The organism is Gordonia sp. 135 (assembly GCF_009720185.1).
GTDB classification, from domain to species: Bacteria; Actinomycetota; Actinomycetes; order Mycobacteriales; family Mycobacteriaceae; genus Gordonia; species Gordonia alkanivorans.
The window spans coordinates 1,231,090-1,245,627 of sequence record NZ_CP046257.1; the positions used below are offsets into that span (position 1 = coordinate 1,231,090).

At 69.1% G+C, this 14,538-nt stretch carries 15 protein-coding genes and 1 riboswitch; of the genes, 6 read left to right on the forward strand and 9 right to left on the reverse strand.

Features of this window, described 5'->3' with window-relative positions; all coding sequences use genetic code 11:
* Positions 1-72 precede the first annotated feature (72 nt).
* Both GKZ92_RS05625 and GKZ92_RS05630 read right to left on the reverse strand, forming a co-directional pair.
* A complete protein-coding gene (locus GKZ92_RS05625) occupies positions 73-885 on the reverse strand; it encodes a bifunctional allantoicase/(S)-ureidoglycine aminohydrolase (protein ID WP_035753387.1) in 813 nt (270 codons plus the stop codon).
* Positions 886-941: 56 nt separating this feature from the next.
* The gene (locus tag GKZ92_RS05630; protein WP_035753142.1) at positions 942-2,216 is read right to left on the reverse strand and encodes a DUF6986 family protein; all 1,275 of its coding nucleotides are present in this window, start codon (positions 2,214-2,216) and stop codon (positions 942-944) included.
* Positions 2,217-2,366: 150 nt separating this feature from the next.
* Here GKZ92_RS05630 and GKZ92_RS05635 point away from each other — a divergent pair, with 150 nt between their 5' ends.
* On the forward strand, positions 2,367-3,128 hold the full coding sequence (locus tag GKZ92_RS05635; RefSeq protein WP_035753140.1) for an IclR family transcriptional regulator: 762 nt from the start codon (positions 2,367-2,369) through the stop codon (positions 3,126-3,128).
* 24 nt (positions 3,129-3,152) lie between these two features.
* On the opposite strand, the gene GKZ92_RS05640 is transcribed toward GKZ92_RS05635, so the two are convergent.
* Both GKZ92_RS05640 and GKZ92_RS05645 read right to left on the reverse strand, forming a co-directional pair.
* Complete coding sequence (locus GKZ92_RS05640) at positions 3,153-5,522, reverse strand: protein kinase domain-containing protein (RefSeq protein ID WP_035753138.1); 2,370 nt, start codon at positions 5,520-5,522, stop codon at positions 3,153-3,155.
* Positions 5,523-5,663: 141 nt separating this feature from the next.
* A complete protein-coding gene (locus GKZ92_RS05645) occupies positions 5,664-7,862 on the reverse strand; it encodes an RCC1 domain-containing protein (RefSeq protein ID WP_155225084.1) in 2,199 nt (732 codons plus the stop codon).
* An 88-nt stretch (positions 7,863-7,950) separates the two neighbouring features.
* On the opposite strand from GKZ92_RS05645, the gene GKZ92_RS05650 reads away from it, so the two are divergent.
* Genes GKZ92_RS05650 through GKZ92_RS05665 form a run of 4 tightly spaced genes read left to right on the forward strand, consistent with a single transcriptional unit; the run spans position 7,951 to position 9,689 of the window.
* Positions 7,951-8,181: a hypothetical protein gene (locus GKZ92_RS05650; protein ID WP_006360636.1), complete on the forward strand. Its 231-nt coding sequence runs from the start codon at positions 7,951-7,953 to the stop codon at positions 8,179-8,181.
* A 5-nt stretch (positions 8,182-8,186) separates the two neighbouring features.
* Positions 8,187-8,723 carry a cyclic pyranopterin monophosphate synthase MoaC gene (gene moaC, locus GKZ92_RS05655; RefSeq protein ID WP_035753133.1) on the forward strand — a complete coding sequence of 179 codons (537 nt, stop codon included), beginning with the start codon at positions 8,187-8,189 and terminating at the stop codon, positions 8,721-8,723.
* A complete protein-coding gene (locus GKZ92_RS05660; protein WP_035753131.1) occupies positions 8,716-9,219 on the forward strand; it encodes a MogA/MoaB family molybdenum cofactor biosynthesis protein in 504 nt (167 codons plus the stop codon). The genes moaC and GKZ92_RS05660 overlap by 8 nt, the downstream gene beginning before the upstream one ends.
* 38 nt (positions 9,220-9,257) lie before the next feature.
* Positions 9,258-9,689, forward strand: coding sequence for a molybdenum cofactor biosynthesis protein MoaE (locus GKZ92_RS05665; RefSeq protein WP_035753129.1), 432 nt, complete (start codon positions 9,258-9,260; stop codon positions 9,687-9,689).
* On the opposite strand, the gene GKZ92_RS05670 is transcribed toward GKZ92_RS05665, so the two are convergent.
* Positions 9,686-10,513 (reverse strand): SDR family NAD(P)-dependent oxidoreductase, encoded by an 828-nt coding sequence (locus GKZ92_RS05670; protein ID WP_196813034.1) that lies wholly within the window; start codon positions 10,511-10,513, stop codon positions 9,686-9,688. The genes GKZ92_RS05665 and GKZ92_RS05670 overlap by 4 nt on opposite strands.
* 53 nt (positions 10,514-10,566) lie before the next feature.
* Between GKZ92_RS05670 and GKZ92_RS05675 the strand changes: the two genes are divergently transcribed.
* On the forward strand, positions 10,567-11,418 hold the full coding sequence (locus GKZ92_RS05675; RefSeq protein WP_006360641.1) for a helix-turn-helix domain-containing protein: 852 nt from the start codon (positions 10,567-10,569) through the stop codon (positions 11,416-11,418).
* Positions 11,419-11,529: 111 nt separating this feature from the next.
* Here the strand turns inward: GKZ92_RS05675 and GKZ92_RS05680 are convergent, their stop codons facing one another.
* From GKZ92_RS05680 to GKZ92_RS05695, 4 genes are all read right to left on the reverse strand, one after another.
* A complete protein-coding gene (locus GKZ92_RS05680; RefSeq protein WP_006360642.1) occupies positions 11,530-12,165 on the reverse strand; it encodes a transglycosylase family protein in 636 nt (211 codons plus the stop codon).
* 6 nt (positions 12,166-12,171) lie between these two features.
* Positions 12,172-12,371: riboswitch (cyclic di-AMP (ydaO/yuaA leader) on the reverse strand.
* A gap of 254 nt (positions 12,372-12,625) precedes the next feature.
* On the reverse strand, positions 12,626-12,874 hold the full coding sequence (locus tag GKZ92_RS05685; protein WP_035753127.1) for a MoaD/ThiS family protein: 249 nt from the start codon (positions 12,872-12,874) through the stop codon (positions 12,626-12,628).
* Between the two features lie 10 nt (positions 12,875-12,884).
* Complete coding sequence (gene moaA / locus GKZ92_RS05690) at positions 12,885-13,973, reverse strand: GTP 3',8-cyclase MoaA (protein ID WP_035753126.1); 1,089 nt, start codon at positions 13,971-13,973, stop codon at positions 12,885-12,887.
* A gap of 13 nt (positions 13,974-13,986) precedes the next feature.
* Positions 13,987-14,532 (reverse strand): flavin reductase family protein, encoded by a 546-nt coding sequence (locus GKZ92_RS05695; RefSeq protein ID WP_035753382.1) that lies wholly within the window; start codon positions 14,530-14,532, stop codon positions 13,987-13,989.
* Between the last annotated feature and the right edge of the window lie 6 nt (positions 14,533-14,538).

The window sequence follows — 14,538 nt, forward strand, 5'->3', positions numbered from 1 at the left end:
TGACCTCGCCCACCGCGACGATCTGGCCGTCGACCCACACCGGGGCGCCTCATTGTTCTTCAATCGCCTGACTCAGAGCACGATCTGCCGATTCACGTCCTTGTAGAGCAGGTAGCGGAAGTTCGACGGCCCGCCGGCGTAGCAGGCCTGCGGGCAGAAGGCGCGCAGCGACATGTAGTCGCCGGCCTGGACCTCGACCCAGTCCTCGTTGAGCCGGTAGACGGCCTTGCCCTCGAGGACGTACAGGCCGTGCTCCATCACGTGGGTCTCGGCGAAGGGAATCGAGCCGCCGGGCTTGAAGGTGACGACGTTGACGTGCATGTCGTACGCGAGATCCTGCGGGTCGAGCATCCGGGTGGTGCTCCACGCGTCGGTGTCGGGCATCGGGGAGGGTTCGATGTCGCGCTCGTTGCCGAACTTCGGGGCCGGGGCGTGGCCCGCGATCGGCTGATAGCGCTTGCGGATCCAGTGGAAGGTCGTGGTGGCGTCGCTGCGGTTGTGCGCCGACCATGCGGTGCCCGCGGGCAGGAAGGCGAACCCGCCCTCTGTCAGTGTGTGTTCCACGCCGTCGACGGAGACGGTCAGCGTGCCCGCGGTGACGAAGAGGAATCCTTCGACCTCCGGCTGCGGCTCCGGTGCCTCCGATCCGCCGCCCGGCGCGACCTCGACGATCGACTGCGAGAAGGTCTGCGCGCCACCGGGTACCGGGCTGTTGAGCACCCACGCGCGGGTGCCGGTCCACTCGGGGAAGACCGAGGTGACGATGTCGCGGAGCACGCCGCGCGGGATCACGGTGTAGGCCTCGGTGACCACTGCGCGGTCGGAGAGCAGATCGGTCTGCGGCGGGAGTCCGCCCGCGGGGGTGTGGTACGGCGACGCGGTCATCGGGGTGTCCTTCTCGATGGATGGGTCAATGGTCATGTCGGGCTGTTGGTCTCGGCTCAGTTACTCGGTGCTGGCGGCCGGTGGAGTGCGAGTTCACGCACCTTCGCGATGGGCAGATCGGTTGCGGTCTCCACCTCGTCGACGGTCAGCGCGCCGCACACCTCACCGCGGCGGATGAAGCCGGCGAGGGCGCGGGCGGTCGCGGGTTCGTCGAGCACCGACGACGTGATCTGGTGGGCGTAGTTGCGCAGACGCTCTGCGGCGGAATCGAATCCGTCACGGTAGAAGGCGTACGTGGCCAGGAAGCGGGTCACCAGCTGGGCGGGGTGGAGATCCCAGCCCTGATAGAAACCGCGTTCGAGGTGGCGGCGGACCAGTCGCGAGTGCAATGCCCAACCGGCTTCGACGGCCTCGCGGTCGCCGACCGGGAGGATGTTGGTCGATCCGTCCGACAGGCGCACACCGGTGCCGGCTGCGGCCAGCTGCATCACGGCCTTCGCGTGATCGGCGGCCGGATGTTCCATCGACTGGTAGGCGGCGGCGATGCCGAGGGACGCGGAGTAGTCGTAGGTTCCGTAGTGCAGCGCGGTCACTCGACCCTCGCCGGCGTGGATCATCTTCGCGACCGGCGCCGAACCGTCGATGCCCATCACCGATTGCGGGGTCTCCACCTGGATCTCGAACCCGATCCGTCCGTCCGGCAGTCCATGGACGCGCTCGAGCTCGCGGGCGACGGTGACCATCGCGGCCACCTGATCGGTCGAGGTCACCTTCGGCAGTGTCAGCGTCAGGCCGGCCGGGAGGTCGCCGGTGTCGGCGAGTCCGGAGACGAACAGGTCGAGGGTGCGCAGGCCACGAGCTCGCACATCGGCCTCGAAGCACTTGAAGCGGATACCGAGGAACGGCGGCGAGCTGTCGCCGGAGTCGCGGATCGCGGCGACGGCAGCCGCCACGGCTGCGTCCTCCTCGTCGTCGGCGCGGACGCCGTAACCGTCCTCGAAGTCGACGCGCAGATCCTCGATGGGCTCGGTGCGCAGCTTCGCCTCGACGAGAGTCGCGAGTTCGGTTGCGGTCGAATCGGTTCGGGCGACGGTCGCGCGGGCGATCGCGTCGAGGCCACCGTGTTCGGCGGCCGTCTCCAGCGCCGTGCGGCCCCACTCCCGGGCGAGGTCCGCGGAATACCGGTCGGCGGGGACGTAGACGGTGTGGACCGGCTGCCGGCTGCCGTCGTCACCGGGGTACCTCTCGGACAGGAGGGCGTCCGCCGGGGCGAGGGCTGCCTCGACCTCGGCCAGGAAGGCCGCACCGAGGCGGCCGGGCTGCACGCTCATGAGGAGTCCTCCGTCGATCTGATGGAAAAATAATTCCGCAGAGTGGAGTTTACCTTAAATAGTCCACGTCGCCAGTCGCAGGTGGGCATGGACTCCGATTGTGGTTTCACATCATGGAACGTAATCTTGCGCCGAACTGTGGAGGTGGCAATGGCGGGGAACTCGGGTGGTGTCCAGTCGGTCGAGCGGGCTTTCGAGCTGCTCGAACTCATCGGACGCGCCGGTGGTGAGTGCTCCCTGAGCCATCTGTCGTCGGAGTCGCCGCTGCCGCCGCCGACCATCCACCGGTTGCTGCGCACTCTCGTGGGCATCGGATACGTCCGGCAACTGCCGAACCGGTCATATGCGCTGGGCCCGCGCCTCATCCGACTCGGCGAGGTGGCCAACCGGCAACTCGGCGCGGTGGCCGCGCCCGTACTCGGCTCGCTCGTCGCCGGACTGAGTGAAACCGCGAGTCTCGCCGTGCTCGACGGCGACATGGTCATCTACGTGGCGCAGGTCCCGTCGCCACACAGCATGCGCACCAACAACGAGGTCGGGCGTCGGGTGACGATGCACAACACCGCGGTCGGCAAGGCGGTCCTCGCCGAACTCGACGACGCGCGAATCCTCAAGCACGTCACCCAGGCCGGCCTCACGCCCGCCACCGAGTGGAGCGTCACCTCGCTGTCCGGCGTCTTCGCGGCCGTCGAACAGGTGCGCGCAGAGGGTGTCGCCACCGACGAACAGGAGTACGAGGTCGGGGTCTGCGGTATGGCCGTCGCGGTGCCCGGTGCGCCGACGCCCATGGCGGTCGGCATCTCGGGGCCGGTCGCCCGGTTCGACGAGGACCTGCGTACGCGGGCGGTCGGCGCCCTGCGAGCAGCGGCCGAGACCATCTCCGAAGCCCTCGTCGGCGCGAAGGAGTCGTAGCCGACGCAGAATCGCGCGGTGGTGTCAGATGGTGAGCTTCGTCGGCGTCGTGCGATTGGCCGAGTCGCCGCTCGAGCCGTCACCGATCTGGCCGTCGTTGTTGAAGCCCCAGCACCAGACCGAACCGGAGGCCATCGCGCACGACGTGCCGTTGCCGGTCGAGATCGAGGTGACGTCGGTCAGGCTGCTGACCTCGCGGGGGATCTTCACCGAGCCGCCGCTGGAGCCGAGCTGGCTGCGGTCGTTGTCGCCCCAGCACCAGGCCTTTCCGTCGGCGACCGCACAGGTGGTCCCCCAGTCGGTGGAGATGGCCGAGGCCTTGGAGATGTCGTTCACCTTGGTGGGTGTCTTGCGCGGTTCGGCGGTGCCGTTGCCGATCTGGCCGTAGGCGTTGGCGCCCCAGCAGTACGCGTCTCCGCCGGCGATCGCGCAGGCCGTCTGGAAGTACGTGCTGGTGTTGGTGCTCGGGTCGTTGTCGTCGTCGGGGGCCGACTCGTGGTAGCCGCCGAGGGAGATGTCGGTGACCTCGCCCAGCCCGCCGACCTTCACCGGCGCCGACCGTTCGGTGGTGCTGCCGTCGCCGATCTGGCCGCTGTCGTTGTTGCCCCAGCAGAACGCCGAACCGTCGGACACCGCGCAGGTGGTGCCGTAGGCGGTGGTGATCTCGGTGACGACTCCGAGGCCCGGGACCTTGGCGGGGACCGAGACGGCCTCGGTGCCGCCGGTGCCCAGCTGTCCGTATTCGTTGTTGCCCCAGCAGTAGGCGTCGGTCCCGGCGACCGCGCAGCTGGTGCCCCAGCCGGTGGTGATCGCCTTGACGTCGGAGAGGGTGCCGACCTTGGTCGCGGTCTCGACGGTGTTGCCGTCGGAGCCGTTGCCGACCTCGCCGTAGTGGTTGTTGCCCCAGCACCACGCCTCGCCGGCGGCGACCGCGCACGCCGTGCCGACGTACTTGTTCTCACCGGTGAGGTAGCCGCCGACGGAGACCGACGTCGCGTCGGTGACACCGCCGACCGTGGCCGGACGACTGTGCGGAGTGGTCGTCCCGTCGCCGAGCTGGCCGGTCGTGTTGTCACCCCAGCAGTTCACGGCCTCGTTGACGATCGCGCAGCTGGTGCCGAAGTTGGTGCTGACCAACGGTTGTGCGACGGTGGCCTTTTCGGGATCGTCGGCGGTGCTGCTCAGGAGGACCAGCCCGGTGATCGCACCGATGACGACGATCAGCACGGCGCCCAGGACGCCGGCGATGATCAGGCCGGTGCGCTTCTTCTTCGGCGGTGTACCCGTTGCGCCCGGATGGCCGGCCGGCGCGTGTGGCATCGCGCCGTGCGGCTGTGAGCTGTAAAGCGGTTGCGGCCCGGAGATGTTCGCGGTCGCGCCGGGCCCCGAGGGGTGGTTCATCAGCGGCTGTGGGCCGGACGGTCCGGTCATCGTCGGCTGCGGCGGCGGGGTGTACTGCCCGTAGGGCCGGCCGTACGGCGGTTGCGGTGCCGACGGTGCGCCGGTGCTGCCGCCGACGAGCGTGGGTGGGGGAACCGGTGCGGCCGCGATCGTGTTGCCCTGTGCCGACGGCGATTCGATCGCCGACTTCAGGGCGGCGGCGAAGCTGCGGCAGTCGGGGTAGCGGGCCGCCGGGTCCTTGGCGAGTGCGCGCTGGAAGACCGGGTCGAGGTGCGCGAGGTCGCCGCGCAACTGGCCGATGTGGGGGACCGGCCGCTGGATGTGGCCGAGCATCACCGACGGTTCGGACTGCCCGACGAACGGCGGTTGTCCGGCGAGCAGTGCATAGGCTGTGCACGCCAGCGAGTACTGGTCGGAACGTGCTGTGGCGTCGGCACCTTCGAGGGTTTCCGGTGCGGAGAACGCGACGGTCCCGATGAACGAGTGGGTGCCGGTCAGGTTGGCCGAGCCGGCGAGTTTCGCGATGCCGAAGTCGAGCACCAGGGCACGGTCGATCGTGCCGGAGGCGGGGTCGCGGGTGACGAGGATGTTGGCGGGCTTGATGTCCCGGTGCACCACCTGATGACGGTGCGCGTAGTCGAGGGCGTCGGCGACCTGGGTGACGACCGTCGAGACCTCGGCCGGCTTCAGGCGCTCCTCGGTGAGGTCCTTGCCCTCCACGTAGCTCATCGAGAACCACGGCGAACCGTCCTCGATGCCGTACTGGTGGATCGTGATGATGCTGCGGTGGTCGAGTTTCGCGGTGGTCTTCGCCTCGTTGGTGAAGCGCTGGTTGAACCCGGGCTGGGCGCTGACGGCGGTCGAGATGACCTTCAACGCCTCTCGCCGTTCGAGTTGCAGGTTCTCGACGAGATACACCTCGCCCATGCCACCGGCACCCAGCTGGGAGATCACGCGGTAGCCGGCGATGTGGGTGCCCGGACTCAGTGGCACGGCGACACCTCTTTCTTACGGTGAGAATCACTTACGGGGAGAACTCGGACTCCTGGCGGACGTACGCTGGGACGATACCCAAGCGGCGTTGGTGCGGGGCACCCTTCAACCGGATGACTGCCGATCCGATGACGGCCATGTCTAGTACCCGATCTGCGTGGGTGTGAGCTTGTCGTCGGTGGTGCCGATGCCGAGCTGACCGGTCGCGTTGAAGCCCCAGCACCAGACGTTCGACGACGCGAGTGCGCACGTCGTCCGTTCGCCCGTCGAGATCGCGGTGACATCGGACAACCCGTTGAGCCGCGTGGGATTCGGGCGGTCCTCCAGGGTGCCGTCTCCGACCGACCCCCAGGCGTTGGCGCCCCAGCACCAGCCGACGCCGCCGGCGATCGCGCAGGTGGTGTGCCCGGTTCCGGTGCTGATCGCGGTCACGTCGTCGACGCCGGACACGAGCGTCGCGGAGGTGCGGGAGTCCTTGGTGCCGTCACCGAGTTGCCCGAAAGCGTTGTTGCCCCAGCAATACGCGCTGCCGCCGGCGACGGCGCAGGCAGCCTGATCGCCCGCCGACACCGAGGTCGCGGCGTCGAGGTCGGCCACGCGGGTGGGCTTGGACTGGTTGTAGGTGGTGCCGTCACCGACCTGCCCGTTGTCGTTGAGTCCCCAGCAGTACGCGTCGCCGCCGGCGACCGCACACGCGAAGTTGACGCCGACGCTGATCGAGGTCACGTCCGCCAGCCCGGCGACGCGCACCGGACGGTACTGGTTGGCCGTCGATCCATCGCCCAGCTGATCGAAATCGTTTGTGCCCCAACAGTAGGCGGTTCCGGCCGCGATGGCGCACGTGGCCCAGTTCGCGGTGGAGATCGCGGTGACGTCGGCGAGGTCGGCCACCCGGGCCGGCTTCCAGCGGCTGGTCGTCGTGCCGTCGCCGATCTGTCCGTAGTCGTTGTTGCCCCAGCAGTAGGCGACGCTCTCGGCGATGGCGCAGGTGTTGGGGCCGCCGGTGGTGATCGAGGTGACGCCGGTGAGGTCGGCGACGCGGGTGGGTGTCCAGCGGTTTGTCGTGGTGCCGTCGCCGAGTTGTCCGGCCTGGTTGTCACCCCAGCACCAGGCGGTGCCGTCCCGGATCGAACAGGAGGCACCGAGACCGGCACTGAGTCGCATCTCCTCGGTTGCGGCTGCCTGCGGGCTCGAACCACCGTCGCCGCCTTTGTCGTCGCCGCGGGTGAGCAGGACGACGGCCGCGACCACCGCCAGCAGCGCGACCACGCCGATCGCGCCGGCGAGCAACGGCAGGCGGCGTCGGCGGCCCGGCGTCGCGGCCCGGGTGGGTGCGGAGTGGGCGGGCAGCGGGGGAGTGAAGCCCGGTGCGGAGAGGTGATGGGTATCCGGCGGCGGGCCCTGCGCGTACAGAGGCGGCGGCGGACCGGGATACGGCCGCCGCTGCTGGGTCTCCGGTGGCAGGGTCTCCGTACCGGAGGGCGGTGGGACGATCTGCGTCGCCGCGGTGCCGACGCCGGCCGCGGTGAGTGCCCGCCGCAGTTCCACGGCGAAGTCGGTGCACGTGGGGTAGCGGTCCAGCGGCCCGCGGGCCAGGGCGCGGTCGAAGACGGGATCGAGTGCGGCGAGGTCGGGCCGGTACCGGCTGATCCGCTCCGGCGGTGACGTCAGCTTCGCGACGATGTGCCGGGTCTGGGTGTCGGCCTCGAACGGCGTCGTGCCGGACAACAGCTCGTAGGCGGTGCAGGCGAGCGCGTACTGATCTGACGCCGGACCGGCCGGTTTGCCGTCGAGGATCTCCGGCGCGGCGTAGACCAGCGTGCCCACGAACGACGACGGTGCGGTGAGCGTGGTGGCGGTGGCCAGTTTCGCGATCCCGAAGTCGAGGACCACGACCCGGTCGAGAGCGTCGTCCATCGCCCGCCGGGTGACGAGGATGTTGCCCGGCTTGATGTCGCGGTGCACGACGCCGTGGGCGTGCGCGTAGTCGAGGGCGTCGGCGACGCGGTCGACGATCGTCAGGATCTCGTCCGGCCGGAACGAGCTGCTCCGCAGGTCGCGTCCGTCGAGGTAGGCCATGGTGAACCACGGGTCGTCGTCGGTGACGCCGTAGTGATAAATCGTGACGATGTTCGGGTGGTCGAGGGATGCCGCGGTCTGTGCCTCCCGGCTGAACCGGCGGACGAAATCCTCGTCGACGGTCTCGGCGACCGAGATGACCTTCAGTGCCTCGCGGCGTCGGAGTGGCCGGTTCTCCACCAGGTAGACCGTGCCCATGCCGCCCGTGCCCAGGCGGCTGATCACGCGGTAGCCGGCGACCTCTTCCGGGTGGTGGGCCATCAGCGCCTCCTGGTGGCGTGACCTGTGATGCGACGACGATAGCCCCGGTCCGGCCGCCATGCCCGGACACCGCACTTCTTTCATTCGAATGGCGTGGCACAATGCTCCCGTGGCAAACAACAGTGGTGACAAAGCCGACAAGAAGCACTACGTCGACAACGGCTGGCCGAAGGACGAGGACGGCAACCATCCCGACCACGCGGTCTCCGAGCTCGCGACGCACATCTCGGGTGCGCTGTCCCCGTTCGGTGACACCCAGTTCCCGCTCCCGGTCGACGACCTGCCGTTCGTGCAGTCGAAGACGGTCGTCAACCGCTGACGCCGATGCCGACCACCGGAACCAACAGCGGCGGGTCGGTATCTCCGAGGCAAGGTGCCGGCCGCCTGTCGCACATCGACAGCAGCGGCACGGCGCGCATGGTCGACGTCGGGCACAAGGCGCCGACGAAGCGTCGCGCGATCGCCGGCGGCACCTTTCACACCACGACCGAGGTGATCGGTCTCCTCAGTGAGTCGAAGCTGCCCAAAGGCGATGTGCTGGCGACCGCCCGCATCGCCGGGATCATGGCGGCCAAGCGCACCGATGAGTTGATCCCGCTGTGCCATCAGCTGGCGTTGTCGTCGGTGGAGGTCGACTTCACCATCGGCACCGACTCCATCGACGTGACCGCGACCGTAGCCACCTCCGGCCAGACGGGCGTCGAGATGGAGGCACTGACCGCGGTCGCCGTCGCCGGGCTGACGCTGCACGACATGGTCAAGGCCGTGGACAAGCGTGCACACATGGACGGCATCCGTCTGCTCGAGAAGACCGGCGGCAAATCCGGCGATTGGCTGCGGGACGACCCGGCCGATGGCTGAGAACCCCTCGCCCGACCCCGCGCGGCAACGCGTCGCGCAGATCGTCGTGGCCTCGACGCGGGCGAGCACCGGGGTCTATCCCGACCGCACCGGCCCGATCATCGAGGACTGGCTCGCCGAGCAGGGTTTCCGCGTCGCCGAACGCGATGTGGTGGCCGACGGTCCACCGGTGGGCGCCGCGATCCGCGCCGCGGTCTACGCCGGCGTCGACCTCGTGCTCACCACCGGCGGAACAGGTCTGTCACCCACCGACCGCACCCCCGAGGAGACACGGCCGCTGCTCGACGTCGAGATCCCCGGCCTCGCCGACGCCATCCGCGCAGCGGGATTGCCGAAGGTGCCGACGGCCGTGCTCTCCCGCGGCCTCGCCGGCATCGCCGGGACCACACTGGTGGTGAACCTGCCGGGCTCGACCGGCGGTGTGCGGGACGGCCTGACCGTGCTCACCGGCGTCGTGCACCATGCTCTCGACCAGATCCGCGGCGGGGATCACTGATCGTCCCCCGATCGCCGCGACAGGACAGGACTCTCGAAATGGCAGTGGTTGTACACACCGCGGTGTCGGACACCCCGATCGGGCTCGCCGATCACGAGGCGATGGTCGCCGACGCCTCGGACGGTAAGGCCGGCGCGATCGTCGGCTTCGTCGGGGCGGTCCGCGATCACGACGGCGGCCGGACCGTCGCCGAACTGGACTATTCCGCCCATCCGACGGCGCCGAAGGTGCTCGCCGAGGTCGTCGAAGAGGTGTCGGCGGTCGAGGGTGTCCGCGCGGTCGCCGTCTCGCACCGCGTCGGCGAACTCGAGATCGGCGACGTCGCCTTCGTGGTGGCCGTGGCCGCCGACCATCGCCGCGCCGCGTTCGAGACGTGTGCCCGGCTCGTCGACGAGGTCAAGGCGCGTATCCCGGTGTGGAAGCACCAGTACTACGACGACGGCACCGAGGAGTGGATCAACTCGGCCTAGGCCCCGGCGCCACCGTCGACGGGCACGATCGCGCCGGTGACGAAGGAGGCGCGGTCGCTGAGCAGGAACGCGGCGACCTCGGCGATCTCCCGCGGTTCGGCCATCCGGCCGAGCGGGGTGGAGTCGCTGATCCAGCGGGTGACGCCCGGGCTGGCCGCCTCCCACTCGTCGATCATCTCGGTGGCGGTGCCCCCGGGCGTGAGCCCGTTGACGCGGATGCCGTCGCGGGCCCAGCTCACGGCCGCGGTCTCGGTGATGCTGTTCAGCGCGCGCTTCATCGCGCCGTAGGCGGGCAGGTCGGGGTTGGCGCGTCGTGACCCGATGCTCGAGGTGTTCACGATCGCGCCGCCGCGACTGCGCCGCATCAGCGCCGCTTCGGCGTTCATCGCGATCCAGTGCGCGCGGAAGTTCACCGCGAACTGCCGGTCGATGTCGGTTGCCGTGGTGTCCTGCAGCTGACCGGGTACCTCCTGGACGACGGCACCGTTGTTGAACGCGCCGTCGAGGCGGCCGTGCAGCTCCTCGACACGGTCGATCGCGGCGTGGACACTCGCGTCGTCGGCCAGGTCGAGGGCCACCGCGTCGGCGGTGCCGCCGGTCGACCGGATGTCGTCGACGATCTGCTCGAGGGCATCGAGGCCGCGCGCACCGAGGACGACCGAGGCGCCCTCGTGGGCGAACAGATGAGCTGCGGCGGCGCCGATTCCGCGGCTGGCGCCACTGATGAAGACGACCTTGCCGCGGAGCAGGCCGATGGACGGGGTGGACCGGATGTCGGGGTTGTGTGTCATGCCGTTCAGCGTGGCCGCGACAGACGAGCTCATTCAGGCACAGGCTGTACTACTCTCCGCCGGCCGACCGGACGCACACTCGAGGTATGGACAAACACGGGCTCGCCTCCTTCCTGCGGAGTCGACGCGAGCGTTTGCAGCCGGAGGACGTCGGTCTGCCGGCCGGTACCCGGCGTCGGACTCCCGGGCTGAGGCGGGAAGAGGTCGCAGTGCTCGCACACATCTCGACCGAGTACTACGTACGCCTCGAGCAGGGTCGCGCACCCCGCCCGTCGGCGGAGGTGCTCGTCGGCATCGCCGGTGCGCTGCTGCTCACCGATGAGGAGTCCGATCACCTGCACATGCTCGCCGGGACAGCCCCACTCCGCACCGCCCTTCATCGGCGGGACGTGCGTCCGAGCATCGTCGCCCTGTTGGGCCGCATGCCGCAGACCGCGGGGTTCGTGATGTCGGCGATCTTCGAGGTTCTCGCGTGGAACGATCTGGCGGCTGCGCTTCTGGAGGACTTCGGCGAACTCGGCCCGGCCGAACGCAATCTCGCGCGTCGGGCGTTCCTCACCGACGACGCCGCGCCGCTGTACGGGATCTCCGACGGCGCGGAGTTCCGTCACCACGTCGTCGCCAGGTTGCGGCTCGCGGCGACCCGCTATCCCTCCGACCCGACGGTCGCCGGTCTCATCGAGGATCTCCGGGAAGGCAGCGCACAGTTCGCCCGGCTGTGGGATCAGCACGACGTCGCAGCTGCACCGACGCTCCGGAAGAGTCTGCAGCATCCCGTCGTCGGAAAGATCACGGTCGACTGCGATTCGCTGGAGCTCGCCGAGCGGGATCAGCATCTGGTTCTCTACAGTGCGCCGGCGGGTTCGGCGGACGCCGAGGCGCTCGCCCTGCTGCAGGTTCTCGGTTCCGACGCTGCGGGGTTGTCGGAAACCAGCTGAGAATTGGAAAAGGGCCCCGCACGGATCAGTCATCGTGCGGGGCCCTTCGTCTGGGTCCCTCTGTGCGCTGCGGATTGTGTCCGAGCTGCTACAGGTAAGGGTTGCTACTCGTCAGGGGTTGGGCAGCAGGTGCTTGTTGTCGTTGAACATCTTGATCTGATCGGGGCTCAGCGAGACACCGCTGTTCTTGGCCGCGTTCCAGAGGTTCTCGACCTCGGGGCTCACACCGGCATCGGTGAGAACCGAGGTGACCTGCTTGGCGACGTCGTCGGTGGTCCTGGCCTCAGGGGCCTTGACGAGGCTGAAGCTGCCGTTGCCGTCCTGGAGCTTCTTGACGATCGGGGCCGGGACATCGCTCGGCGCGGTGCGCGGGGTGTGGCCCGACAGGCCGACGCCACAGGTGGGCCATGCGCCCTTGCCCTGCGAGGCGAGCACGCGCTCGGCGACGACGATCTGCTCCTCGCGGGTGGCCTGCTCGGCGGTCGGGGCGAACTCGCCGCCGCCGTGGCCGCTCCAGGTGCTCGGCGAGAACTGCAGGCCGCCGTGGTAGCCGTTGCCGGTGTTGATGGCCCAGTTACCGCCGGACTCGCACTGGGCGACCTGGTTCCACTCGGCGTCGGTCGCGGCATTCGCGGTACCGGTGCCCAGGAGTGCGGCTCCGCCACCGAGGACGGCGCCGGTGAGGGCGACCTTGGTGATGGTCTTGGTGGTCGAGTTGGTCGTCTGCTTGCGGTGACGTCCGGACATAGATCGAATTCCTCTCTCCACGCGCCTACGAAGTCAGCTGTCGGGTTCGAGCGAGAGGCTGCTCGGCCCCAGTGCGTCACCATGATTTGTTAACCACGGTTCTGCGCCTGGGACTTAACCCCGAGGACACCGTGTGTGGTGCCCGGTCTCAGGGGATGAGGTTGGGTCCCCCGTCCTCGCTCCTAGATTTCGTGCGGTCGTTCCCACCGGCGGAGCGAGGCTCGGCGCGGCCGGCGGGACGTATGTTCTGTTTCCTTACCGTGACCTTCGAGAAGGTCGCTTCGTACAGTACGTCCTTCGATCGGCCGATTCACCTGCTTGTCCACAACTTATTTTTTCTCCAGAACCTGGTCTCCCGACCAACTTTCGGCGTCCTCGCAGTTCATCGCGCCGGATGCGGTCCCGTGGCCATCTCGTTACCGCTCCGTTATGTGAGAAAGGTCACAGGGCGGCTGTGGTGTCAACCACCGGCGAACGGGGGGAGGACGTCGAGTGTCGAGCAGATGCCGAGCTGTAGTGAACGGTCAGTGAAGGCCGTTTCGTCGCGGAGGTAGGAACACCGCTCGAGGACCGTCGCCAATTCGGGGTTGCCGGCGGACAGCGTCGACTCGAGGTCTCCGAGGGTGGCCGCGGGCTCGATGTCGACGACGCGCGACTCGGTGCCGGCGGCGGCGCGAGCAGCGGCGAAGAAGCGGACGGTGAGGTTCATCGGGGCGAGCCTATCCGCCGATGGCGGACATGGGCCGCGTCGGCTGCACGAAGCCGGCCGCGTTCACCTCGTGTCCGGGAGCCTTCTGCCACATGTCGGTGCGCCACAGCGCCGCGATGGCGGCGTCGACCTCGTCGTCGGGCAGCGTGCGCAGCACAGCGCGCAGATCGGTCTCCGACGACGCGAACAGGCAGTTGCGCAGCGACCCGTCGGCGGTGAGCCGGGTGCGGTCGCAGTCGCCGCAGAACGGGCGGGTGACCGAGGCGATCACCCCGACCTTGGCCGGGCCCCGTGACGTCCGATGGCCGTCGACGATCCAGGTGGCCGCCGGGGCGCTGCCGCGCGGTGCCGGATCGGGCAGCAGATCGAACCGTGTGCGAAGCGTCGCCAGGATCTCGTCGGCGGTCACCATCCGGGCCCGTTGCCAGGCGTGGTCGGCGTCGAGGGGCATCTGTTCGATGATGCGGAGTTCGTAGCCCTGTTCCAGGCAGTAGGCGAGCAGGTCGGGGATGGCGTCGAGGTCGGCGCGGTCGGGGAGCACGGCGTTGACCTTGACGGGGTCGAGACCCGCGCGTTTGGCGGCGGCGAGACCGGCCAACACGTCGTCGAGCCGATCGCGCCGGGTGATCTGGGCGAACCGTTCCCGGTCGACGGTGTCGAGGGAGATGTTGATGCGGCTGAGCCCGGCGGCGACGAGACCGTCGATCCGCCGCGTGAGACCCAGACCGTTGGTGGTGATCGCGATCTCGGGTCGCCGGGGCAGGGCGGCGACGGCGCCGATGACCTGCTCGAGGTCGCGGCGCAGCAGGGGCTCCCCGCCGGTGAAGCGGATGCGTTCTATCCCCAGATCCCGGACCGCGACCGTCAGCACACGGATCAGTTCGTCGGCGCTCAGCACCGCGTCGTTGGGCATCCAGTCGAGTCCCTCGGCCGGCATGCAGTAGGTACAGCGCAGATTGCATCGGTCGGTCACCGAGACCCGCAGGTCCTTCGCGACCCGCCCGAACGTGTCGCGCAGGGGTCCCTGCGTGGGCACGTCCGATGGTGCCGCGGCCGTCATCGACCGTGGCGTGGGGATCCCGAGGCCGACCGTGCTCATGCTGTCCTGCAGATCACGTGGCGTTCGGGTCTTTACGGGCCTCGAGAGCACGGAAGGTGCTGGCGTGGAACACAAGCGGCTCGACGCCGGGATCGGCGCGCAGGGTGCTGATCTCCAGCAGCACGACGGTGTGGTCGCCGGCCTGGATCTCGTTGTGGATGGTGCACGACAGATGGGCGGCGGCGTTCGGGACGAAGACGGCCCCGGCGTCGGTGCGCAGCGGTGTGATGCCGTCGAAACGGCGCTCCGACGGACCGGCGAGCTGTTTGCAGACGTCGGTCTGGTCGCCGGCGAAGACGCTGACCCCGATGGCCGGCGCGGTACGGATCTGCGGCCACGTCGTCGACGTGTTCTGAACGCACACCGACACCAGCGGAGGGTCGAGGGAGACGGTGGTGAAAGAACTCGCCGCCATTCCGATCAGCGTGGTCGAATCTCCCTCACCCTGTAGGCAACACACCGCGACGACGCCGCTGGGGAAGCAGCTGAACGCTGCCCGGAGAGCCTTGGCGTCGGAGACGGGGGCGAGGTCTGGGGTGGTGTCGATGGTCGCTGTCACGGGGTC

Bases quoted from the DNA above. Each gene is read 5' to 3' on its own strand.
- GKZ92_RS05650 (WP_006360636.1), top strand. From the start codon at position 7,951: ATGGCGTGGCACAATGCTCCCGTGGCAAACAACAGTGGTGACAAAGCC.
- GKZ92_RS05625 (WP_035753387.1), bottom strand. From the start codon at position 885: ATGACCGCGTCGCCGTACCACACCCCCGCGGGCGGACTCCCGCCGCAG.
- GKZ92_RS05685 (WP_035753127.1), bottom strand. From the start codon at position 12,874: ATGAACCTCACCGTCCGCTTCTTCGCCGCTGCTCGCGCCGCCGCCGGC.
- GKZ92_RS05660 (WP_035753131.1), top strand. From the start codon at position 8,716: ATGGCTGAGAACCCCTCGCCCGACCCCGCGCGGCAACGCGTCGCGCAG.
- GKZ92_RS05665 (WP_035753129.1), top strand. From the start codon at position 9,258: ATGGCAGTGGTTGTACACACCGCGGTGTCGGACACCCCGATCGGGCTC.
- GKZ92_RS05645 (WP_155225084.1), bottom strand. From the start codon at position 7,862: ATGGCCCACCACCCGGAAGAGGTCGCCGGCTACCGCGTGATCAGCCGC.
- GKZ92_RS05675 (WP_006360641.1), top strand. From the start codon at position 10,567: ATGGACAAACACGGGCTCGCCTCCTTCCTGCGGAGTCGACGCGAGCGT.
- GKZ92_RS05670 (WP_196813034.1), bottom strand. From the start codon at position 10,513: ATGAGCTCGTCTGTCGCGGCCACGCTGAACGGCATGACACACAACCCC.
- moaC (WP_035753133.1), top strand. From the start codon at position 8,187: ATGCCGACCACCGGAACCAACAGCGGCGGGTCGGTATCTCCGAGGCAA.
- GKZ92_RS05635 (WP_035753140.1), top strand. From the start codon at position 2,367: ATGGCGGGGAACTCGGGTGGTGTCCAGTCGGTCGAGCGGGCTTTCGAG.
- moaA (WP_035753126.1), bottom strand. From the start codon at position 13,973: ATGAGCACGGTCGGCCTCGGGATCCCCACGCCACGGTCGATGACGGCC.
- GKZ92_RS05680 (WP_006360642.1), bottom strand. From the start codon at position 12,165: ATGTCCGGACGTCACCGCAAGCAGACGACCAACTCGACCACCAAGACC.
- GKZ92_RS05630 (WP_035753142.1), bottom strand. From the start codon at position 2,216: ATGAGCGTGCAGCCCGGCCGCCTCGGTGCGGCCTTCCTGGCCGAGGTC.